Origin of the sequence: Chryseobacterium soldanellicola, assembly GCF_900100115.1 — a bacterium.
Lineage (GTDB): Bacteria > Bacteroidota > Bacteroidia > Flavobacteriales > Weeksellaceae > Chryseobacterium > Chryseobacterium soldanellicola.
In genome coordinates this window covers 1042118-1064258 of record NZ_FNKL01000001.1, presented here as the reverse complement: position 1 = coordinate 1064258, position 22141 = coordinate 1042118, and the positions used below count along the sequence as shown (strand labels likewise).

23 protein-coding genes are annotated in these 22141 nt (G+C 36.3%); 11 read left to right on the top strand and 12 right to left on the bottom strand.

Annotation, left to right across the window (positions count from 1 at the left end; all coding sequences use genetic code 11):
• Positions 1 to 141 precede the first annotated feature (141 nt).
• On the top strand, positions 142 to 585 hold the full coding sequence (locus BLT04_RS04675; RefSeq protein WP_089754117.1) for a GNAT family N-acetyltransferase: 444 nt from the start codon (positions 142 to 144) through the stop codon (positions 583 to 585).
• Between the two features lie 46 nt (positions 586 to 631).
• Here BLT04_RS04675 and ygiD read toward each other — a convergent pair whose 3' ends face one another.
• Positions 632 to 1459: a 4,5-DOPA-extradiol-dioxygenase gene (gene ygiD, locus BLT04_RS04670; RefSeq protein WP_089754115.1), complete on the bottom strand. Its 828-nt coding sequence runs from the start codon at positions 1457 to 1459 to the stop codon at positions 632 to 634.
• Between the two features lie 79 nt (positions 1460 to 1538).
• Positions 1539 to 2051, bottom strand: coding sequence for a YceI family protein (locus BLT04_RS04665; protein WP_089754113.1), 513 nt, complete (start codon positions 2049 to 2051; stop codon positions 1539 to 1541).
• 533 nt (positions 2052 to 2584) lie between these two features.
• Between BLT04_RS04665 and BLT04_RS04660 the strand changes: the two genes are divergently transcribed.
• The 5 genes from BLT04_RS04660 (at position 2585) to BLT04_RS04640 (ending at position 7688) form a co-directional block, all read left to right on the top strand.
• Positions 2585 to 4726 (top strand): S9 family peptidase, encoded by a 2142-nt coding sequence (locus BLT04_RS04660; RefSeq protein ID WP_089754111.1) that lies wholly within the window; start codon positions 2585 to 2587, stop codon positions 4724 to 4726.
• A 127-nt stretch (positions 4727 to 4853) separates the two neighbouring features.
• Positions 4854 to 5879: an LLM class flavin-dependent oxidoreductase gene (locus BLT04_RS04655; protein WP_089754109.1), complete on the top strand. Its 1026-nt coding sequence runs from the start codon at positions 4854 to 4856 to the stop codon at positions 5877 to 5879.
• A 110-nt stretch (positions 5880 to 5989) separates the two neighbouring features.
• On the top strand, positions 5990 to 6847 hold the full coding sequence (locus tag BLT04_RS04650; RefSeq protein WP_228421905.1) for a hypothetical protein: 858 nt from the start codon (positions 5990 to 5992) through the stop codon (positions 6845 to 6847).
• Between the two features lie 6 nt (positions 6848 to 6853).
• Positions 6854 to 7102, top strand: coding sequence for a VF530 family protein (locus BLT04_RS04645; RefSeq protein WP_089754107.1), 249 nt, complete (start codon positions 6854 to 6856; stop codon positions 7100 to 7102).
• Between the two features lie 85 nt (positions 7103 to 7187).
• Positions 7188 to 7688, top strand: a complete 501-nt coding sequence (locus BLT04_RS04640) for an FKBP-type peptidyl-prolyl cis-trans isomerase (protein ID WP_089754105.1) — start codon at positions 7188 to 7190, stop codon at positions 7686 to 7688.
• Positions 7689 to 7756: 68 nt separating this feature from the next.
• On the opposite strand, the gene BLT04_RS04635 is transcribed toward BLT04_RS04640, so the two are convergent.
• Positions 7757 to 8134, bottom strand: a complete 378-nt coding sequence (locus BLT04_RS04635; protein ID WP_089754254.1) for a YchJ family protein — start codon at positions 8132 to 8134, stop codon at positions 7757 to 7759.
• Positions 8135 to 8364: 230 nt separating this feature from the next.
• Complete coding sequence (locus tag BLT04_RS04630) at positions 8365 to 10506, bottom strand: M3 family metallopeptidase (protein ID WP_089754102.1); 2142 nt, start codon at positions 10504 to 10506, stop codon at positions 8365 to 8367.
• Positions 10507 to 10563: 57 nt separating this feature from the next.
• Here BLT04_RS04630 and BLT04_RS04625 point away from each other — a divergent pair, with 57 nt between their 5' ends.
• Positions 10564 to 11376, top strand: coding sequence for a GIN domain-containing protein (locus tag BLT04_RS04625; protein ID WP_089754100.1), 813 nt, complete (start codon positions 10564 to 10566; stop codon positions 11374 to 11376).
• Here the strand turns inward: BLT04_RS04625 and BLT04_RS04620 are convergent, their stop codons facing one another.
• The 5 genes from BLT04_RS04620 to BLT04_RS04600 all read right to left on the bottom strand — a co-directional run bounded on the left by BLT04_RS04620 (position 11377) and on the right by BLT04_RS04600 (position 15985).
• Positions 11377 to 13257, bottom strand: a complete 1881-nt coding sequence (locus BLT04_RS04620; protein WP_089754098.1) for a monovalent cation:proton antiporter-2 (CPA2) family protein — start codon at positions 13255 to 13257, stop codon at positions 11377 to 11379.
• A gap of 3 nt (positions 13258 to 13260) precedes the next feature.
• Positions 13261 to 13782 carry an NAD(P)H-dependent oxidoreductase gene (locus tag BLT04_RS04615; protein WP_089754096.1) on the bottom strand — a complete coding sequence of 174 codons (522 nt, stop codon included), beginning with the start codon at positions 13780 to 13782 and terminating at the stop codon, positions 13261 to 13263.
• A 382-nt stretch (positions 13783 to 14164) separates the two neighbouring features.
• Complete coding sequence (locus BLT04_RS04610; RefSeq protein ID WP_089754095.1) at positions 14165 to 14968, bottom strand: TPM domain-containing protein; 804 nt, start codon at positions 14966 to 14968, stop codon at positions 14165 to 14167.
• On the bottom strand, positions 14949 to 15380 hold the full coding sequence (locus BLT04_RS04605; protein ID WP_089754093.1) for a TPM domain-containing protein: 432 nt from the start codon (positions 15378 to 15380) through the stop codon (positions 14949 to 14951). Before BLT04_RS04605 ends, BLT04_RS04610 begins: the two co-directional genes overlap by 20 nt.
• Positions 15377 to 15985, bottom strand: coding sequence for a LemA family protein (locus tag BLT04_RS04600; protein ID WP_089754091.1), 609 nt, complete (start codon positions 15983 to 15985; stop codon positions 15377 to 15379). Before BLT04_RS04600 ends, BLT04_RS04605 begins: the two co-directional genes overlap by 4 nt.
• A 75-nt stretch (positions 15986 to 16060) precedes the next feature.
• On the opposite strand from BLT04_RS04600, the gene BLT04_RS04595 reads away from it, so the two are divergent.
• Positions 16061 to 16555, top strand: coding sequence for a dihydrofolate reductase (locus BLT04_RS04595; RefSeq protein ID WP_089754089.1), 495 nt, complete (start codon positions 16061 to 16063; stop codon positions 16553 to 16555).
• A gap of 108 nt (positions 16556 to 16663) precedes the next feature.
• Positions 16664 to 17227: a hypothetical protein gene (locus BLT04_RS04590; protein WP_089754087.1), complete on the top strand. Its 564-nt coding sequence runs from the start codon at positions 16664 to 16666 to the stop codon at positions 17225 to 17227.
• A gap of 243 nt (positions 17228 to 17470) precedes the next feature.
• On the opposite strand, the gene BLT04_RS04585 is transcribed toward BLT04_RS04590, so the two are convergent.
• From BLT04_RS04585 to BLT04_RS04575, 3 genes are all read right to left on the bottom strand, one after another.
• Positions 17471 to 18103 (bottom strand): trimeric intracellular cation channel family protein, encoded by a 633-nt coding sequence (locus BLT04_RS04585; RefSeq protein WP_089754085.1) that lies wholly within the window; start codon positions 18101 to 18103, stop codon positions 17471 to 17473.
• Between the two features lie 76 nt (positions 18104 to 18179).
• Positions 18180 to 18653, bottom strand: a complete 474-nt coding sequence (gene coaD, locus BLT04_RS04580; protein WP_089754083.1) for a pantetheine-phosphate adenylyltransferase — start codon at positions 18651 to 18653, stop codon at positions 18180 to 18182.
• Positions 18654 to 18733: 80 nt separating this feature from the next.
• Entirely contained in the window at positions 18734 to 19726 is a 993-nt protein-coding gene (locus BLT04_RS04575; protein WP_089754251.1) for a D-alanine--D-alanine ligase, read from the bottom strand.
• 154 nt (positions 19727 to 19880) lie between these two features.
• Between BLT04_RS04575 and BLT04_RS04570 the strand changes: the two genes are divergently transcribed.
• Together BLT04_RS04570 and BLT04_RS04565 are read left to right on the top strand one after the other, a co-directional pair.
• Complete coding sequence (locus BLT04_RS04570) at positions 19881 to 20948, top strand: PASTA domain-containing protein (protein ID WP_089754081.1); 1068 nt, start codon at positions 19881 to 19883, stop codon at positions 20946 to 20948.
• A 72-nt stretch (positions 20949 to 21020) separates the two neighbouring features.
• The gene (locus BLT04_RS04565) at positions 21021 to 22094 is read left to right on the top strand and encodes an RluA family pseudouridine synthase (protein WP_170828426.1); all 1074 of its coding nucleotides are present in this window, start codon (positions 21021 to 21023) and stop codon (positions 22092 to 22094) included.
• Positions 22095 to 22141 lie beyond the last annotated feature (47 nt).

Here is a 22141-nt window from a genome sequence, read left to right as displayed (position 1 = left end):
CACAGATTTCAGGGATTTACACAGATGTTAGCACATATTTTTACAAATAATCCTGAAAACTAAAACACAAACATCCGTGTAAATCCCTGAAATCTGTGGGAAATAATAAAAATCATTATTTTTACAAAAGAAAAACAAACAATGATAAAAAGAACAGATTCTTCAAGTACAGACTTTCAAAATTTAGTAAAGCTTCTTGATGCAGATTTGGCAATCCGTAATGGTGAAGATCACGCATTTTACGATCAATTCAATAAAATTGATGCCATTAAAAACTGTATTGTAATTTATATCGACGAAAGTCCGGCTGCTTGCGGTGCCTTCAAAAAGTTCGCTGATGATACTGTTGAGATCAAAAGAATGTACACCCATCCGGATTTTAGGAAAAGAGGTTTAGCATCAGCTATTGTTAAGGAATTAGAAAATTGGGCAAAAGAATTGGGGTATAGAAAAGTAGTTTTGGAGAGCTCGTTACAACAGAATGAAGCGCTTTCCATCTATGAAAAAAGCGGCTATCAGAGAATTCCAAATTACGGACAATACATTGGGGTCGACAAAAGTGTGTGCTACGAAAAAGAATTGTAAATCAATATTTTAATCTCAATTTTGTTTTTTGGAAAATTGCCTTCGTTTATCCAATTCTCACACTCGTCATGCTCAGCGAACCGCCAATTAATTCATCATTAAATAAGGACAGATTTTCAGACTTATCTTTTAATCCTAAAGAATAAATCAATGGCAGATAATGATCCGGACTCGGAACGGCATATTGCAGAGAAGTCCCCTGTTTATGATAATCGATAATATTCTGAAAATTACCGTCCAAAAGCCAATTGTTGGTTTTCTCACGGGCTTCAATCGCCCAATCCCAGCCGGCTCCGACCGTATTGATATTTCTCCAGTCGATTAATCTTAAATTATGAATAATATTTCCGCTTCCGATAATTAAAACACCTTTTTCACGAAGTTTATGTAATCTTTTTGCCAAATCAAAATGGTATTGCGGAGGTTTTGTATAATCGATACTCAACTGAATGACAGGAATATCTGCATTAGGATACATATGTTTAATCACCGACCATGCTCCATGATCCAACCCCCAGCTGTGATCTTCTTCTACCAAAACCGGCGCCAGAATTTCGATGGTTTCTTTGGCTAATTCAGGACTTCCTGGAGCTGGATATTGTACATCAAACAAAGCTTTCGGAAAACCTCCGAAATCATGAATGGTTTCCGGCATATCCATCGCGGTTACAAAAGTTCCTTCCGTAAACCAGTGCGCAGAAATACATAAAATAGCATTCGGTTTCGGAATTTCCTTCGAGACCTGCCTGAAACCCTGAACAAACTGATTTTCTTCAATAGCATTCATCGGAGAGCCATGCCCGAGAAATAAAACCGGCATTTTTTGAGTATTCTTGAATTGATCGCTAATGTTTTTTAAATCGTTGAGATTCATAAGGTTTTAAATTTAAGTTAATAAAAAAAGACTCAGTAATTAAGCAAATCACTGAGTCTTAGAAACTATAATAATTTTGCTATGCTTGTTTTACGAACTGTAATTCACCGGCAACTTTCACATCTTCGCTTACCATTACACCTCCCGCTTCAAGAGCCGCATTCCAGTTTAATCCGAAATCTTTTCTGTTGATTTTTCCTTCAAAAGAGAAACCTGCTTTTGTATTTCCCCAAGGGTCAACGTTGATGCCACCGAAATCGATGTCAAGAGTTACAGGTTTTGTAATTCCGTTGATGGTAAGGTTTCCTGTAACAGCTCCGTTCAAAGCCTGAGCCTCGAAAGTGATCGTTGGATTTGCTTCAGTATTGAAAAATTCAGCAGATTTCAGGTGATTATCTCGGTCTGTATTATGCGTTGAGATAGAATCAGTCTGAATAGTCGCTGTCGTTTTTGCGTTGGCAAAAGAATCGTCTTCTGATTCGATTTCAGCATTGAAATTCGTAAAATTTCCTTTAATATTAGAAATCATCATGTGTTTTACTTTGAAAGTAATTTCACTGTGCGCAGGGTCTAAGTTCCATTTTGTAGCCATTGTATTGTATTTTTTATTGTTATTTATAATGCAAATGTAGGTCAAGGTAAAGGTATAAATCATTGATTTAGGATAAGAAATCAGTTCTGTAATAATTTTAACTTCAAATTAACATTCCGACTCGTCATTTCGACAAGGAGAAATTTATTTACCTATATTTTAAGGAGCTATTTCCCGCTTTCCGCACTCGCTATTTAGAGATTTCGGCGGCGGCAAAGCCGCCGCCGAAATCTCTAAATGAGCTCAAACAATTGCTGCAATCGCGGCTAGGGTATTTGTCATTAGTTTAAATATTCAACCAATAAACACTGTGTTTGTCATCCCGAAAGGATCTAAACTCTAGTATTAGCGATATGTTTGATCATTGAACAACAACAGTTAAACGCCTTTGCATTAAAAAAATATTTTACCTTCAACATGATAGAGTTGCAAACTAAAACAATGAATATTAAGTATTTTATGAATGTTTTAATTTAACATTTTCTTAACGGATGATTTTTATTTCTTATTTTTGATGGATTCAATTTTATGCAATGAAATTATATAAATTTTCTTTATTGATGCTGGTTTTGGGCAGTTCAACATTTGCTCAGACTCAGAAATTCACGATGGCGGAAGCTGTAAACGGCTTGAGAAGTAATCTTGCAGTGAAAAATATTTCGCAGTTTTCATGGTCTAACGACGGAAAATCTTACATTCAGGCGGTGAAAGGCGGATATTTGATTACGGATCTAAAAACGAATAAACAAGATACTTTGATGTCTTTGACTCAATTAAACAAAACTTTTTCAGATAATAAGCTGAAAGCAGTTCCGCAGATCAAATTTATCAGCAATTCAAACGGTTATTTCAATTCAAACGGCAAAATGGTTTGGGTGGAAAAATCAGGAAACGACTGGAAAATAAAAAACTCTGTTGCAGTAGACGAAAATGCTTCTAATGTTAAGGTTTTCGGGGATAATCAGACTTTTGCTTTTACGGTAAAGAATAATTTATATGTCAGTAAAAACGGGAAAACAATCGCGGTAACAAACGATTCCGATGAAAATATTCTTAATGGCGCTGCCAATGTTCACAGAAATGAATTCGGAATTGACACCGGAATTTTCCTGGCTCCAAATTCTGAAAGCGTAGCATTCTACAGAATGGATCAGACGATGGTTGCGGATTATCCTGTGATCGACTGGTCGGTAACTCCGGCTGTGAATCATAATATCAAATATCCGATGGCTGGGCAAACGTCTCATCAGGTGACGCTGGGAGTTTTCAATATTAAAACTCAGTCGACGGTTTTTTTAAATATCGACGGCGAAAAAGACCAATATTTAACAGCTGTTACCTGGAGCCCGGATTCAAAATATATTTTTGTTGGCGTACTGAACAGAGGTCAGAATCATATGAAAATGAACCAATATGACGCTGTGACAGGAAGTTTAGTGAAAACCTTATTCGAAGAAACAGACAGCAAATATGTCGAGCCGCAACATCCGCTGACTTTCTTTCCGAATTCTAATACAGATTTTATCTGGCAAAGCCAGAGAACGGGCTACAATCACTTATTCCATTATAGTTTAGAAAAAGGATTGATCGCACAGATCACAAAAGGAGATTGGCTGGTAACTGAAATCTTAGGGTTTAATGAAAAGAAAAAGGAAATCTATTTCACTTCTACGAAAGAAACTCCTTTGGAAAAACACATTTATAAAATTAACTGGACGAATTTTAAAATGCAGCGATTAGACAATGCAGAAGGCGTTCACACAGGAATTTTAAGCAGCGACGGAAATTATCTGTACGATATGTACAGCAATGCTAATATGCCAAGAGTTGCGAATATTATCAATACAAATACATTAAAACTCGACAATATTCTTACGGCAGAAAATACATTGAAAAATTATCAGCGACCTGAAATTAAAAATGTAAACCTAAAAGCTGACGACGGAACACCTTTATACGGAAAAATTATCCTTCCGACGAATTTTGATCCGAATAAAAAATATCCCGTTATCGTTTATTTATACAACGGACCGCATTTACAGTTAATTACAAATACTTTCCCCGCATCAGGAAATCTTTGGTATGAATATATGGCACAAAACGGATACATTATTTTCACGATGGACGGAAGGGGTTCTGCCAACCGCGGAATGAAATTTGAGCAGGCAGTTTTCAGAAACTTAGGAACAACGGAAATGAACGACCAAATGAAGGGGGTAGATTATCTAAAATCGCTTCCTTACGTTGATTCAGAAAGAATGGGAATTCATGGATGGAGCTTTGGTGGATTTATGACGACGAGTTTCATGCTTCGCCATCCTGAAGTTTTTAAAGTTGGTGTTGCAGGAGGTCCTGTGATCGACTGGAGCATGTACGAAATCATGTACGGTGAAAGATATATGGATACTCCTCAGGAAAATCCGCAAGGGTACGCCACGGCTAATTTATTGGATAAAGTTCAGAATTTAAAAGGAAAATTATTAATGATCCACGGTGCGCAGGATGATGTAGTTGTCTGGCAGCATTCCATCAAATTCATTAAATCAGCAGTTGATAACGGAGTACAGTTAGATTATTTTGTTTATCCGGGACATCCGCACAACGTGATCGGAAAAGACAGAGTACATTTAATGCAAAAAGTAACAGACTATTTTGATCAGAATTTGAAGAAATAATATTTAAATCCAGCCGATGAGGTTGGATTTTTTTTGCTTCAAGGTAAAAGAACAATATCCGTTCTTATCAAACATCAATGTTTTTGATTGTTAAGTAATCTAATTTTGTGTTATTAAAATCAACAATATGGAATTAGGAATAGGAATGTTTGGCGATTTATCAGTTGACCAGACAACCGGAAAATATAGAGATGCAGGCGTAAAGATCCGTGAAATTCTTGAACAGGTAAAAGCAATGGATGAGGTCGGAATTGATGTTTTCGCAATGGGAGAGCATCACCGTCCGGATTATGCGGTTTCGTCACCGGAAATTGTTCTGGCTGCAGCGGCAAGCATCACAAAAAATATAAAATTAGCTAGTGGAGTAACAGTTTTGAGTTCATCAGAACCCGTAAAAGTGTATGAAGATTTTTCAACATTAGATCTGATTTCTGACGGAAGAGCAGAAATATTCGTTGGTCGTGGAAGTTTTATTGAGTCTTTCCCGCTTTACGGATATTCCCTGAACGATTATGAAGAGCTTTTTGATGAAAAATTAGAATTATTATTAAAAATAAATTCAGAAGAGAATGTTTCATGGTCCGGAAAACTTCGTGCGCCGATGCAAAATCAAACCGTTTATCCAAGAGCAAAAAATGACGGAAAACTTTCGATCTGGAGAGCTGTTGGCGGAACTCCACAGTCGGTTTTAAGTGCTGCACAGTTGGGAATGCCATTAGTTGTTGCGATCATTGGCGGAATGCCGATTCAGTTTAAAAATTTAATTGAATTTTATAAGCAGGAATATCAAAAAGCAGGTCACGATGTTACCAAAATGCAAATTGCCGTTCACTCGCACACTTTTGTAAGTGAAGATCAAAATGTTGTCGACGGCTATTTTAATAATTATAAATCTCAAATGGACAGAATAGGAGCTACCAGAGGTTGGGCGCCTTATACCAAAATGCAGTTTGACGGCGGAAGGAGCAAAGAAGGAGCATTGTTCATCGGAAATCCTACGGAAGTAGCAGATAAAATTGCTTACCTGAAAGAAATTTTCGGAATTACAAGATTCATTGGTCATATGGATGTCGGCGATCCGGCTCATGACATTATGATGAAATCAATTGAATTATTTGGTGAAAAAGTGAAACCGGTTATTCAATCATTATAAAAAAAATAAAACCCTCCATTGAATATTCGGTGGAGGGTTTTTCATTAAACTAAATATAAAAAGTTTAATACATAATAATATTAATGTTATTTTTGATAAAACTAATTTATATGAAAAACCTTTGGGTAGTTTTACTTACTTTACTGGGAATTGTAATGAATGCACAAGATTTACAAAAAATTGCAAATGAAATAAAAGAAGAGGGTACTGACCTATACAGAAGTGAAATGGCAAGTTGGTACGGAACTGATATTTTTCGCGCCAATTATGAAAAAATGGATAATGTTAGTGGCTATTTTTCTTATATCGACGAAAAAGTTCCAAAGTGCATTTTCTTTTCTAAAGATAAAAAAGTAATTGGGACAATTGCTTTTCCTACTAATTATAATCCTAAAGATGCAAAACTAGATTTAAATGAAAGAGATTTTACTTCCTTAGAATCAGAATATTTTACGATCAGACAAAATGCCTTAACTAGAATTAAAAATGATACTATTTTCAAAGTCTATCAAAATACAAGTTTGAATATTGTTCCGATTATTAAAAATAATGTAAAAAAAGTATATGTGCTGACAGGACCTTCGGTTGATAATGTTGTTGTTTTTGGAAATGATTATTTAATTTCTTTTGATAATAAAAATGAGGTTAAGAATGTTGAAAAGTTGCATAAAGGGATGATCGTTCAAAACATTAATGATAAAGAAGTAGGAAAAACAGTAGGCGGAGTACACTCTCATATTTTGGAAAATTGGCAGACGATTACACCTACAGATATTTGTACGTTAATGCTTTATTATAAATTTACAAATTGGGAAAGTTATACAGTTGTTTCTAAAAAATATGTTAGTATGTGGAATGGAAAAGGAAATGGTCTTCTAATCATGAAAGAAAAAGCTTTCAAAAATATGACTGAAAGTATAAAAAAAATTGATGCCGAAAGAAAAAGTAAAACAGAAGAGTTAAAATAATAATTTATGCAGCAGCCACCTAAAGACCCACTACACGGAAAAAGACTCGATACCATTCTCGAAGAACTGGTTGAATATTATAATGGCTTTGAAAAGTTGGGCGAGCAGATTAATATCAAATGTTTCACAGATAATCCGAGCATCAATTCTTCCTTGAAGTTTTTACGGAAAACCGATTGGGCAAGAGCTAAAGTAGAAAGTTTGTATCTTTTTATGCTAAGAGAGAGAAAGCGAAACGAAGCGAAGAGAGGATAATATAATTTTTCCTTAATCAGTCTTTTCAAAAATAGTATATTTGTGGCGTTAATCGTGAAATAAAATCACGAAAAAAAAGAAAAATATGACAATTGAACAAAATCATGTTGTAGCTGTAAAGTACATCCTTCACACCATCGAAGCAGATGGAAGTAAGATTCTTGTAGAAGAGACAACAGCAGAAAACCCACTTACATTTTTATATGGTATGGGAATGATGATTCCAAAGTTTGAGCAAAATATCTTTGGATTAAAAGCCGGCGATACAGCAGCTTTCGTGATTCAGCCGGAGGAAGCTTACGGTGAAAAACAGCCTGATGCTATTGCGCAGTTGCCGATCGAGATGTTTAATGAATCTGGAGTTCCGCCTGTAGGAGCTATTTTACCATTATCTGATAACCAGGGAAATAACTTCCAGGCATTTGTAGTAGAGGTAACACCTGAAGTTGTAGTGGCAGACCTTAACCACCCAATGGCCGGAAAGGTTTTAGATTTCCAGGTAGAAATTTTAAATACACGTCCTGCGACAGAAGAAGAGTTGTCACATGGTCACGCTCATGGAGTTGACGGAAACGAAGCTCACTAAAAAATAATATAAATGTCCGATTTTTTGTCGGACATTTTTTTTTGAGTTTAATATTGTTGATGATTATTTTAATCTAAAAATTCTCCTGAAACATAATACCAACGGTCATGCATTTTCTGGAATACGGAAAACTCGTGATGAACTTGCGAATTTCCGTCCTGATCAGTGTAATAAGCTTTAAACTCAACATGATTCAATGCCGGAGTCTGGACGATTTCCAGTTTTGTCCATTCATTGATTTCTCCCCATTCCTGTAAATCTTTTTTATTGTGAAGTTTTCGTTTTCCGGGAAGAGTCGTTTCCATTAAATATTCACCATTCGGAATCGCAAATGCAGAAAATCTTGAACGCATCAATGCTTCAGCAGTCGGAGCGTGTTTTTCTCCGGTGTGATAGGGTTTACAGCATTCTTCGTAGGTTTTTCCTGAGCAGCAGGGACAATTCATTTTTAATTTATTTTCGAAAACAAATTTACACGAATATTTTTTCACTAATAACACAAATCTTGTATCAATAGGAACGGGCTTTAGCCCGTTTAAATAAAATATTAAGTCTAAATTGGCTTTAGCCAAAACTTAACAATTAAAAATCCTCGTGATATTAGTGAAAAAATATTCGTGTAAATTTGTGTTTAATCAAAACAAAAAGCATCCAAATTAATGAATGCTTTTATAATTTATTTAATAAATCCTCTGTTTCTCAATAAAGGTTTAATATCCGGATCATGTCCTGTAAAATCTCTGAATGCCTGATTAAGATCAACAGAATTTCCTACAGAAAGAATATATTTTCTGAAACGGTCGCCGTTTTCTCTTGTCAGTCCTCCGTTTTTTGAAATCCATTCCCAGGCGTCGTTATCCAATGTTTCAGACCATAAATAGGCATAATATCCCGCAGAATAACCGCCTCCCCAAATGTGTGCAAAATAAGGAGTATGATATCTCGGAGGAACGGTTGCCAAAGTAAATCCGTGTTTTGCCAACGATTGTTTTTCAAAATCTAAAACTGGAATCAACTGACTTTCGTTGGTTACTGTATGCCAGTCCATATCTAGTTCTGCGGCAGAAACTAATTCTGTCGTCATATATCCTTGATTGAATGTTGATGCTTTCTTGATTTTATCAACCAAAGCCTGTGGAATTGGCTGTTTTGTTTCGTAATGAAGCGCATAATTCTTTAAAACAATCGGATCTAAGGCCCAATGCTCATTAATTTGTGAAGGAAATTCGACAAAATCCCTCGGTACACTTGTACCTGAAAGAGAAGGATATTTCTGGCTTGCAAACATCCCGTGAATCGAGTGACCAAACTCATGGAAAATAGTTGTAACATCATCATAACTGATTAATGAAGGCTTTCCAGGAGCAGGCTTCTGATAATTGTAACAGTTGACAATAACAGGTTTTGTGCCTAATAAATAAGACTGCTCAACGAAATTACTCATCCAGGCGCCTCCATTTTTAGAGTCTCTTGTGTAGAAATCCAAATAATAGATCGCGATAGATTTTCCGTCATGATCAAAAACTTCATACGTTACCACATCAGGATGATAAACCGGAAGATCGGTTCTCTTTTTGAAAGTCAGTCCATAAAATTTTTCGGCAGCGAAGAAAACACCTTTTTCCAAAACAGTTGTGATTTCAAAATAAGGTTTTATTTGACTTTCATCTAAATCAAATTTCGCTTTTCTTACCTGTTCAGCGTAAAAATTCCAGTCCCAGGGTTCAACCTGGAAACCTCCGTTTTGCTGATCGATTAAGTCTTGAATATCTTTTGCTTCACGTCTCGCTGTTTCTACAGCCGGCGTTGCGATCTGATTCATTAATTGGGTTGCAGCTTCAGGCGTTTTTGCCATCTGATCCTGCAATTTCCAGTCTGCGTAGCTTTTTTTACCTAAAATCTGTGCCTTCTTAAGCCTAAGTTTAGCTAATTTTTCAATCGTTTCCCTTGTGTCATTTCCATCGCCTTTTTCAGCTCTCAGCCAAGATGCTTTGAATAATTTTTCTCTGGTTGCTCTGTTTTTAAGATTTTGTAAAAGAGGTTGTTGCGTTGTATTTTGTAACGCTAAAAGATATTGTCCTTCTTTTCCTGCATTTTTTGCATCGGTTGCCGCAGCAGCGATTTCATCGGCAGAAAGTCCGTCTAATTCTTTAGCATCAGAAAAGAAGACGCCGCCTACTTTTCTTGCTTCCAGTAATTTGTTTGAATATTGAGTGGAAAGTGAAGCCAGCTCCTGATTGACTTGCTTTAATTTTTCTTTATCAGCCGCAGAAAGATTGGCGCCTGCGATTTCAAAATTTTGCTTATAATATTGTAATAGTCTTTTGCTTTCGGAGTCTAAACCGTTTTCTGTGATGGCTTTTATTCTTTTATAAAGATTTTCATTCAGATACATTTTATCGGAATGTGCCGCGAAAATCGGAGCGTATTCTTCATCTAAAGCCTGTAAAGTTGGGTTTGTATTCGCGCTTGTTAAGTTTGAAAATATAATGGTAGCTCTTTTCAAGACTTCACCACTTTTTTCCAACGCAACGATCGTATTTTCAAAAGTCGGGGCTTGCGGATTGTTGGCGATGGCAAGAATTTCGGCGTCGTGTTGTTTTAATCCAAATTCAAAAGCCGGTTTAAAATGTTCATTCTTAATTTTATCAAACTCCGGGGCTTCGTACTGAAGCTTGCTTTTTTTCATAAAAGGGTTTGATGAAAGGGAAGCATCCGGTGAAGGAACTTCCTGTTTGGTATCGGTTTTTTTCATTGTAGTACAAGAGTAGTTAAATGCTAATGCAGAAATTAATAATACCGATGTAATATTTTTCATAAATTAGTTGTTATTAAAGTATAAAGATATTAAAACTTAAATTATAAAATAATAAACATGAAATCAACAACTCTTTTTATTTTTTCAGCCTTTGCTTTACTGGCATCGTGTAACGAAAAACATGACAGAAACAGTAACGGAAGCGGCTGGGTAGATAAAGTGACCAATAATGATAAAGGCCCTGCAACTGAAAGGGAATTTAACGAAACCTTTGACGAAATTGAAGTTTCACAGGCCATTGATGCTCAAATTATAAAAGCTGATGTTGAAAAAATAGTAATCTCGGCTCCTGCAAATATCATCGATGAGATATTGGTGGAAAAGGTCGGAGACAAAGTGCAGATCCATTACAAACGCGGAATACGCGTCATGAATAACAGCAGGGTTACGGCTAGGATTTTTGCTAAAGATTTTTCTAAATTAATTGCAAATTCTGCAGCAAATATCATCGTTAAAGATAAGTTTGTTCAGGAAAAGATGGATATTGAAGCCTCAAGCTCTGCAAGTATTTCCGGAAATCTGGAAGCCAACGACTTTGATATTTCTGTTGATAGCAGCGGTAGTTTTGAAGGTAAAATCTGGGCTGTAGATCTTGATCTTGACGGATCTTCTGCGGCAAGTGTAACCATCTCCGGAAAGGCTAAAAATGCAGAGGTAAGCTCGTCTTCAGGAAGCAGTATTTCAGGGCGCGGGCTTGTTGCTGAGAACGTAAAAGTGGAAGCGTCAAGCGGTGCAAGTGTTGAGCTAAGTGCAACATCAACCATCAAAGCAGAAGCTTCTTCGGGAGGAAGCGTAAGTGTTTCTAAGAAAGGAAATGTAACTTCTGTTACCAAAGATGAAAGCAGCGGCGGAAGCGTAAGCATCGAATAATTAATCAGCGGTTTCCTCATCTTGGTCTGATGAGGAACCTTCCCAATTTTTATTATCAAAATTCAGATTGTCATAAGCCAATAATTCCTCCTCACGCTGGAGGATTTCTTTTGTGGTAAATAAAAGAATTTCGTCGTCATTATCTTTTGTCTTGGCTAATTTTCTGATGGAATCCTTATCAATTGCCATAAATCTCTGTCCGAGGCGTCTTGCGGCATATTTCCGCATTCCGGTTTCGTGAAGGAGATCGACAGCCATATCAACGGCAGTTCCCAAAGTTTCACGGTAAATATTGTTAATTCCGTTATTTAAATATTCATAAGCATCAATCCTGTTTTTAGCTCTGACAAAAATTTTCACCTTCGGATAATGTTCGCGGACAAGATCTGCAATGAATTTATTATCACCGGAATCGTCAAGGCTAAGAACCAAAATTTCAGCGTCTTCAATTCCTGCAGCCCTCAGAATAGGAATTCTAGTGGCATCTCCATAATATACTTTAAAACCGTAGCTTCTCAATAATTTTACACGATCGGAATCTCTGTCCAGAACCGTCGCAGAAATTTTATTAGCCTTTAATAATCGTCCGACCGTACTTCCAAAATGCCCGAAACCGACAATAATAATTTTCTTTTGGGAAACATCGTTGTCAAGGATATTAAAATCACTTTGCTCGTCAGGAATTTCTTTAATGAATTTTGGAGTGATGAGTTTATCATTAATAATTAAAAGGAAAGGCGTGATGCACATCGTAATCGCAGTGACAGCCATCATCTGCGCATTAAGTTCCGGACTTAAAAGATAAAGATTTGAAGCATAATTAATCAATACAAAAGCAAATTCCCCGACCTGCGAAAGAGCAAATGCGTAAAATAAACTTTGAGAGGTATCTATTTTGAAAAATTTTCCAATTGCATAAAGAACAGTAAATTTTACCATTAAAACCGCTAAAACCGTAGTAAAAATAAAGATCGGATCTTGCTGGATAACATTAAAATTCATCGTAGAACCAACACTGACAAAAAATACGGCGAGTAAAAGTCCTTTAAACGGATCAATCTGTGCTTCCAGCTCATGACGGAATTCGCTGTTGGCAAGCATCACACCCGCAAGAAAAGCTCCTAAAGCGGGAGAAAGCCCGATCGCGACCATTAATTCTGAAACCCCGATGACCAAAAATAGGGAAGAGGCAGTTAATAATTCCGTCATTCCTGATTTTGAAACGTATCTTAAAAAAGGAACAAAAACATATCTTCCTAATAAAATTAAAAGGACAACTCCTAAAATTACAGTTCCCGCCTGTAGCCACTCGGGAAGTGTTTGAATAAGAACCTGTATTTCGCTGTCATTGTGGCTGGCTTTGTAATTCGCGATAATCGGCAAAATTGCAAGAATTGGAATCACCGCAATATCCTGAAATAAAAGGGTAGAAAATGATGCTTCTCCGGCTAATGATTTTAAATTATTTTTTTCCTGTAATGTCTGTAAAACAATGGCAGTAGAAGACAATGCAAAACACATCGCAATGGCAATGGCTTTATCAATTCGCCAACCTGCCCAGATGAAAATTAAAAATAACAGAGAGATTGTCAGCAGCATTTGCGTTAATCCGAGTCCGACAATTTTCTTCCGCATTTCCCAGAATTTCCGGGGTTCAAGCTCTAATCCGACTAAGAATAAAAGCATAATGACTCCAAATTCACTGGCGTGCATAATACCGTTAACGTCTTTTCCTGTAAGCTTTAAAACATATGGCCCAATAATAATTCCTCCCGCAATATAACCGATGACAGAACTTAACCCGAATTTTCTCGCCAGCGGAACCATAATAATGGCAACGCCCAGGAAAATTAATGTATTCATCGCTAAGCTGGATTCCATATGTTATTGATTGAGGAGTTCTGCAAATTCTTTTTTATGTAAAATGATCTGTTTTTTTGTCAGTTTACTGGCTTCGTAAACGATTTTAATATTTTTGATGTCGGCTTTAAAAACATTTAAAGAAACGATCAGTCCGCTAATGAGCTCATCGATGGTGTATTTGTAAGTGCCTTCTTTGGTAAAAGATCTTTCTTTTCCGCCGGTTGTGACGAGAATGTAAACTTCTTTTCCCTCCAACGGGTTGTTTTCGCCTTCTTTCAGCCAGTCGCGGTCGAAAACTTCATCGATCCACAATTTTAATAACGGCGGTATTCCGAACCAGATAATAGGAAACTGAAAGATAAAACGGTCATAGTTTCTAAACCTTTTTCTTTCTCTGAAAGCAGCAATATGAAAATCCGGATATTCTTCGTAAAGGTCTCTAAGGGTAAAATGCTGATGACGAACATAGAAATTAATGAGCTCTACATTTGAGTTTGAGTGCTCTAAATAGGGATGCGCAAAAACTACCAACGTCTTCTTCATAAAACCTGTTTTCAGTAAATTTAATGAAAAAATAATGAATAAAAGGCGTTTTTTAAGTGGTTTTATTAATTTTTTACTATATAAAATTGAATTTAATATTAAATAAGATAAAGAAACAATGAAATTTTAGAGTTTTATATAAAAGTAAATAAAATTTGAAGTTAATTTGACCATTAATTAAGAGATTAAGAAAATTAAGAAAGCTTTGCTTTAGAAATGAATAACTTAAAATTATTATTATATAAAAAAATCGATCATGATGACCGATTTATATTGTTTAAATTGAATTTAAAATAACCGTTTCATTCCGTAGAAATCTAAGATGCCATATTAAAAACTAAGTCGAATGACAAACTGAGTGAATAGATAAAAGGTTGAATTTCTACCAACCTCCCGAAGCACCACCGCCCCCAAAGCTTCCGCCCCCGCCGAAGCCTCCAAATCCACCACCGCCTCCGGAACTGCCTCCGCCAAAGCCACCTCCGAAACTTCCAGGGAAAGGGAAAAACCCGCCCGGATAATTTCTGCGGCCTCTTTTGGTAAGAATAACATCGTCATCATCGTTATTTCCTCTTCCGCCTCCTTTATTTCCAAACAAAATGACCAGAATAATAAAAATTACAAAAGCGATGATGAGGATTTTAGAAACGCTTCCTTTTCCGCCAGTATCCGGATTTGCCAAAGGCTTGAATTTCCCCTGAACAGCTTCCATAATGGCAGAAGTACCGCGATTGATGCCTTCATACCATTCACCCTGCTTGAAATGTGGAGTGACAATGTAATCTAAAATCTGTCCTGCAACTGATGCTGTTAAATATTGTTCAACAGCCCTTCCTTGCTGGATTGACATGGTGTGGTCTTCAGTTGCAATTAAAAAAACAACGCCATTATCGACTCCTTTTTTTCCGATTTTCCATTGTTGGCCAAACATTGTCGCCAGAAAATTGACATCTTCCCCTTTTGTGGAAGGAATAATGACAACCTCAATTTCCGTTGAGGTGGAATCTGAAAATTTAATGAGCTTATTATTAAGTTCATCTTTTTCCTGCTTGCTCAGAAGGTTAGCTTCATCATAAACCGGGTATAAAACCGCTGGTTTTGGAGGAATAGTATATTGTGCTGATACAAAACTGTAAAAGCATATCAATAGAAATGAAAATACTATTTTAAGAGAACGTAATCTCATTAGGAAGTTCGTTGTGGTTTTTTCCTTTTACAGGAAAATATTTTTTAAGTTCAAGTCCGGTTTCCAAAATGGCACTTTTCAATGCTTTGTGGTAATTTCCTTTGGCAAATTCAGACGTAATGTAATCATGCAGATGATCCCAGTAAGACTGGCTTACTTTCTCATGAATCCCCACGTCACCAATGATCGTGAGGTATTTCTGTTCAAAATTAACATGAAAAAGCACGGCATTCCTTTCGACGGTTTTATTCATGCACAGCTTTTCAAAAACTTTAAATGCGGTTTTTGCATTTTGAGTTTCTGTATTAGAATCAATGTGCACTCTGATCTCACCCGTAGAATGCTCCTCTGCTGACTGAATAGCTTCCACGAGGGAAGCTATCTGCTGATTTGTTAAGAAATTGCCCATTATTCTGAGAAAACTTCAGGTGCTTTTTGCGCTCCTGCTTCAGCTTTGAAGTAAGGTTTTTCTTTAAAGTTTGTAAAATTCGCCAAAATATTATTCGGGAAGGTTTTGATCGAAGTATTGTAATCCTGAGCTGCTTCGTTGTAATAAACAGTTTCAGTTCTGATGCTGTTTTCGATTGCAGTATATTCTCTCTGGAAGTTAATATATTGCTGATCTGCCTTTAAATTCGGATAAGACTCCACAACAGCCATCAATCTGCTTAACGCTCCGGATAATTCTCCCTGCGCAGCCTGGAATTTTGCGATATCCTGTTCTGTCATATTGGTAGGATCGATGTTGATAGAAGTTGCTTTGGAACGGGCTTCAACAACTTTCGTTAAAGTTTCCTGCTCAAATTTAGAATACGATTTTACCGTTCTTTCCAAATTCGGAATCAGATTGGCTCTTTTCTGATAAACAGTTTCTATGTTAGACCATTTGGTATTAACGTTTTGTTCTTTTGTAACAAAATTATTATATCCGCTTTTTCCCCAGAAGAAAAGAACAGCAACAATAATAAGGAGAGCAATCCCGATAGTTCCGGCGCTCAGGCAACCTTTATTTTTCATAGTTTAATTTTTTTAATATTTTTTGTGCTAACCAAATATACAAATTATGTGCTAATTTTGTAAAAATTTATTTTAATGACAACAATAGTGGTGGCAATGGGCGAGAAAAATGAGATTGGTTTTGAAAATCAATTGCTTTGGCATCTTCCAAAAGATTTGAAACACTTTAAAGATTTAACTTCGGGGCATCCGATCATTATGGGAAGAAAAACGTATGAAAGCATCGGGAAACCGCTTCCAAACCGTACCAATATTGTTATTTCAAGAAAGAAAGACTGGTTTCAGGAAGGAATCCTGATTGTAGGAAGCATTAAAGAAGCTGTAAAGTTTGCTAAAAAAATTGATGAAGAGGTTTTCATTATCGGTGGTGGAAATATTTACGCGCAAACAATGGATGTTGTTGATAAGCTTGAAGTTACTTTAGTAAAAGCTGATCTTGAAGCTGATACTTATTTTCCTAAAATCGATGCGAAAATCTGGAAAAAAACAGCAGAAATCTGTCATGAGAAAGATGAAAAAAATCAGTATGATTTCTGTTTTCAGACGTTTGAACGGATTGATAGTAAATAATTGTTTGTTGATGGTTTTAAAATATGTAAAAATTTAACGAGAAACCATCAACAAACAACGATTAACTACCAACCGAATTTCTTATCTTTGCACTTCTAAAATTTAATAATGAATAAGTACATAAAGTTCGTAATCTCTGCATTAATTATTGCAGTAGCAGTTTATCTGATGATGAACAGAAATATTGGTTGGGGAGTTATTTTGATTATTCTTTCTGCAATACCAATTTTACTTTTCTTTAAAAATGAATATATTCTTTTAGCTTTCTGGCAATTAAGAAAACAAAATATGGAAAAAGCGGCAGTTTGGTTAAAAAGTATCACCAATTATCAGGCTCAGCTTCATAAATCTCAATATGGATATTTTCACTATTTATTAGGCTTAACTCAAGCTCAGGATCACCCGACGAAAGTAGAGCCTTTAATGAAAAAAGCTTTGGAATATGGCTTAAATATGAAGCACGACAGAGCAATGGCAACATTAAATCTGGCCGCAGCAGCAATTTCTAAAGGTAGAAAACAGGAAGGTCAAAGATTGCTTGATGAGGCTAAAAGGCTTGACAGCGCAGGAATGATGACCGATCAGATCAAAATGATGAAAGATCAGCTGAAAATGCCGACCATGCAAAAACATATACATAATCCTAATATGAGACAAAGAGGGAAATTCTAATCTAGAATTCATTAATAATATAAATGCACTTGATTTTTTCAGGTGCATTTTATTTTGAGGCATAAATTTTAAATTAATTCGATTATTATAATGAAAGATGGTGCGAGCGAAGCGAGCGTCAAAGCAGATCGTATTAGCAGTGTCATGCTGAGCCAGCCTGTAGTGAGCTTGTCGAGCTATCGAAGCATCTTTAAAATCTGGCTAATTTATTTTTAACTTTAATTGAAATCTTTTAATCTGCAATTACATTTCTGAACTGTGATCATACCCATAAAATTTGGGAATTCGCCAATGATATTTTACAGCAAGCGTTCGGATAGCAACAATCAATAAAATGGTAAAAACCTGAACAATTGTATATGTTAAAGTAGTAAATTTCGTTAATAATAAAAACGTGGAACCGCCTACAATACAAGCTGTCGCATAAATTTCTTTTCTGAAAATCAACGGAATTCTATTCAGTAAAATATCACGGATAATACCTCCGAAACATCCCGTAATGGTTCCTAAACCAATACAGATTAAAGGATGAATATCTGCGTTGAGACCTTTTTGAACACCTATGATGGTAAATAAACCTAATCCGAAGCTGTCAAAAATAAATAAAGTAACCTTAAAATTTTTCTCCAAAGATTTAAATATCATTGAAAAAATACTTGTAATGATGATCACGGCACAAGTCAACAGATCGTGCATCCAGAAAACCGGAATGTCTAATAATAAGTCTCTTACAGTTCCGCCGCCAACAGACGTTACAAATGCAATAATAAGCACACCAAACGGGTCAAGACGTTTTTGCATCGCCGCAAAGCTTCCCGACATCGAAAAAGATATCGTTCCCAGTACTTCTATGGCAAAATTGAACTGTTCGTGCATAGCTTTTGAATGATAAATGATAATTAATAAATGATTTCTTCATAAGCAAATTTTCTACCATTGTATCAATTATCATTTATTTTATTTTTTTCGGAACCCTTACAGCTTCAGGAACTAACAATTCATATTCCCCGCTGTGGTTAATAATTTCCCTTACAATGCTGCTGCTGATGAAAGATTTTCCGGATGAGGTTAATAGGAAAACGGTTTCTAGTTTTTTATGAGCTAATGTTCTGTTGGTGTGGGCAATGGCTTTTTCAAATTCAAAATCGGCGGGATTTCTTAATCCGCGGAGAATGAACTGTGCATTTTTTTCAAAACAGAAATCTACGGTCAGCCCTTCAAAATAATCTACTTCCACATTGGGAAATTCTGCCACGGAATTTTGAATGAATTCCATTCTTTTTTCCAACGGAAACATATATTTCTTCTGAGAATTTTGTCCGATCGCAATAATTAATTTATCAAAAAGCGGCGCCGCTCTTTCTATAATATCATAATGTCCTAACGTAATAGGGTCAAAAGAACCCGGAAAAACAGCAATTTTCATGTCTTAAAGAGTTTTGAGTTTCGGGTTTTGAGTTTCGGGTTTTATCCAACCGCCCGCTTCTAACCTCTAATTTCTAACTTTTAATTTCTAATTTTATTTAAAGCTTTTTCAACCTCATTTCCGCAAAGATCTGTGATAGAAATCCCATAGATTTTTGCCTGTTGAGGAAGGATGCTCGCCGGAGAAAATCCCGGATTGGTATTCATTTCCAGCATATAAGGAATGCCATCCATCAAAATAAATTCACTACGGGAAAAACCGCTCATCCCAAGAGAATTGTAGGCTCTTTTTGAGATTTCTTCCACTCGGATTCTTGTTTCATCGTCAATTCTTGCGGGGGTAATTTCTTCGGAAGCGCCTTCATATTTGGCTTCGTAATCGAAAAATTCATTTTGAGGAACAATTTCCGTGATTCCTAAAACGATGGTTTCTCCTTTATAATCGATAACTCCCACGGAAACTTCCATACCGTCTAAGAAGCTTTCAATTAAAATTTCATTATCTTCTTTGAAGGCAATTTCTGTCGCTGCGATCAGCGCTGATTTTTCTTTTACTTTTGAAATTCCCAGAGAAGAACCCGATTGGTTAGGCTTAACAAAAACCGGAAGCCCGAGATTTTCTATAATTTCATCAACATTGATCTCTTCTCCTTGTCTTAAATAAACACTTTTTGCAGAAGGAATTCCGTATTTTGACAATACGGCCAATGTATCTTTTTTATTGAACGTTAAAGCACTTTGATAAAAATCACAACCTGTGTAAGTCTGTCCGATAGCGTCCCAATATGCCTGAAGAATACCGTTTTCGCCCGGCGTTCCGTGGATAATGTTGAAGCAGACGTCAAATTTTAAGATTTCGTCATTTTCCAGTTTTACCGAAAAATCTCCTTTATTAATAGCATATTTTTTATCATTTTCACCTAAAAAATACCACTCGTCTTTAAGGATAATTACTTTATATACATCGTAAAGATTTCTGTCTAAAGAATCATAAATTAATTGACCGCTTTTCATGGACACCACATATTCGTCAGAATACCCTCCCATTACTACGGCAACACTTTTTTTGCTCATAACCATATAGTATCAATTAAGGCAAATTTAATCATTTTATGCAATGCAATACGGGAAAATCCGAAATTTTAAAATCAAAATGAAATGTGTTAAATAAAAAGGACATTCTAAAATTATTAATTATATTTGCCGTTATAATTAAAGTATTTTTAATATGCTTAAATCACTTTTCAATTGGAAAGTTTTAGTGAACTTGGTAGTAGCCATCGGGGTTTTCGTGGGGTTGGTCTGGCTTACATTTCGTTGGTTAGAATATCATACCAATCACGGTCAGGAAATTCCTGTTCCTAATGTTGTCAATAAATCCGTACATGATGCTATTAAAATTCTGGACGATACAGGTCTTGAATATGAGGTAGATAGCTCAAAATATGATCCTAAATACAGGCCGTTTCAGGTGCTTCAGGTTTACCCTTCACCAGGTTCCCGTGTAAAGGACGGAAGAACCGTAAGATTGAGAGTGAATCCCAGAAGCTGGGCTCCTGTGGCTGTTCCTGATGTTATTAATAAATATTCAGGGTTGGCATTCCAAAGAATCGATCAGGTGGGATTAAAAGTAGGAGATACGATTTTTGAGCCAAGTATTCAGAAAGATGCTATTCTTCGGGTTTTATATAAAGGGAATACCATAAAGCCGGGTTCATTAATCCCAAGATTCTCTACGATTGATGTGGTAATCGGTTCAGGACCGATGCGAAATATCTCAATACCGAATGTCGTAGGATTATCAGTAAAAGAAGCGAGAGCGGTTATTGCCAGAAGTATGTTTGAAGTAGGATTGGTAGATCATGAAGATGGTGGAAAAGATGAATCAGATATTATTTATTATCAGGATCCTGCATCGGGAGATGTCAGGGATCAGGGGATGCAGATGGATCTCTGGGCGAGTAAAAAAACACCTGCCGAATTAAGCGCTAAAATAGAGCAGCTGAATTCTGTATATCGTATGAAAGTAGATACTTCATTGCCTCCGGTACAATATCAGGAAGTGATCCCGCCGCATCAGGAACCGAATTATGAGCCTGCAGCCCCGCCAGTTCAAAGAAGGGAAGTTCCTAAACCGGAACCTGTAAAAACAGAGGCTACAAAACCAGCAGCTTCTAAACCGGCTACATCTTCAGCAGATAATAAACTTAAAACTTCCACTACAGGAAGCAATAGCAAGCCTGCCAATAATCAGCCTGCTGAAAAACCGAAAGCTAAGAAGGTAATAATAGATTAATATTACCCTTACTATAAAATTACAGGCTTCAACTATACAATGTTGAAGCCTTTTGTGTAAAAAATAAATATAATGACAGAAGATAACGAAGATTTTTTAGATGAAGAATTATTAGACGCCAACAGTATCGATGCGATCGATATTGATGAGGAGAATAAAGGTCTGTATGAGCATCTTAATATCACCGTTGATAAAAAGCAGGAACCTCTGAGAATTGATAAGTTTTTATTGATTTATCGTCAAAATTCATCAAGGAATAAAATTTCACAAACCTGCAGAGCCGGAAATGTTGTCGTAAACGGAACTGCCGTAAAACAAAATTACCGCGTAAAGCCGGGCGATCAGATTTCTGTATTGCTGGCACATCCGCCAAGAGAAAATGTGATTATTCCGCAGGATATTCCTATTAATATTATTTATGAAGATGACGATTTGGTGGTTGTAGATAAAGAACCGGGTATGGTCGTACATCCTGGTTTTGGAAACTGGGACGGAACTTTAGTGAATGCGCTTGCCTTTCACTTCGAGCAAAATAATCAGAAATCCGATCTTGACAGGGTAGGGTTGGTACATAGAATTGACAAAGACACCTCCGGATTGCTGGTTATTGCAAAAAATGAATATGCTTTAAGTTATTTAGCAAAACAGTTTTTTGAAAGAAAAACCAAAAGATTGTACTGGGCTTTTGTTTGGGGCAATGTACAGGATGATGAAGGCACCATAAGAGGTCATATAGGAAGGCATCCGAAGAATAGAATGCAGATGCATACCTATGAAGACGGGAGCCAGGGAAAGCATGCGGTGACGCATTATAAAGTTTTGGAAAGATTCAGATATATGACCTGGGTAGAGTGCAAGCTGGAAACAGGAAGGACTCACCAGATCAGAGCGCACTTCAAACACATCGGTCATACTTTGTTTAATGATGAAAGATATGAAGGGCATACGCCTTTGAGAGGGGTTAATCTGCCGAAGTATAAGCACTTTATAAAGAATGTTTTTGAAATTTTACCAAGACATGCACTCCATGCTCATACTTTAGGTTTTATACATCCGACGACCAAAAAGGAATTGTATTTTGAGAGCCCAATGCCTCAAGATATGGCGGATGCCGTAAAAAAATGGAGAAATTATTTAGAAAACTAAAAATATATTGAGAATTTTTTTATATTTGTTGAATTGAAATCAAGATT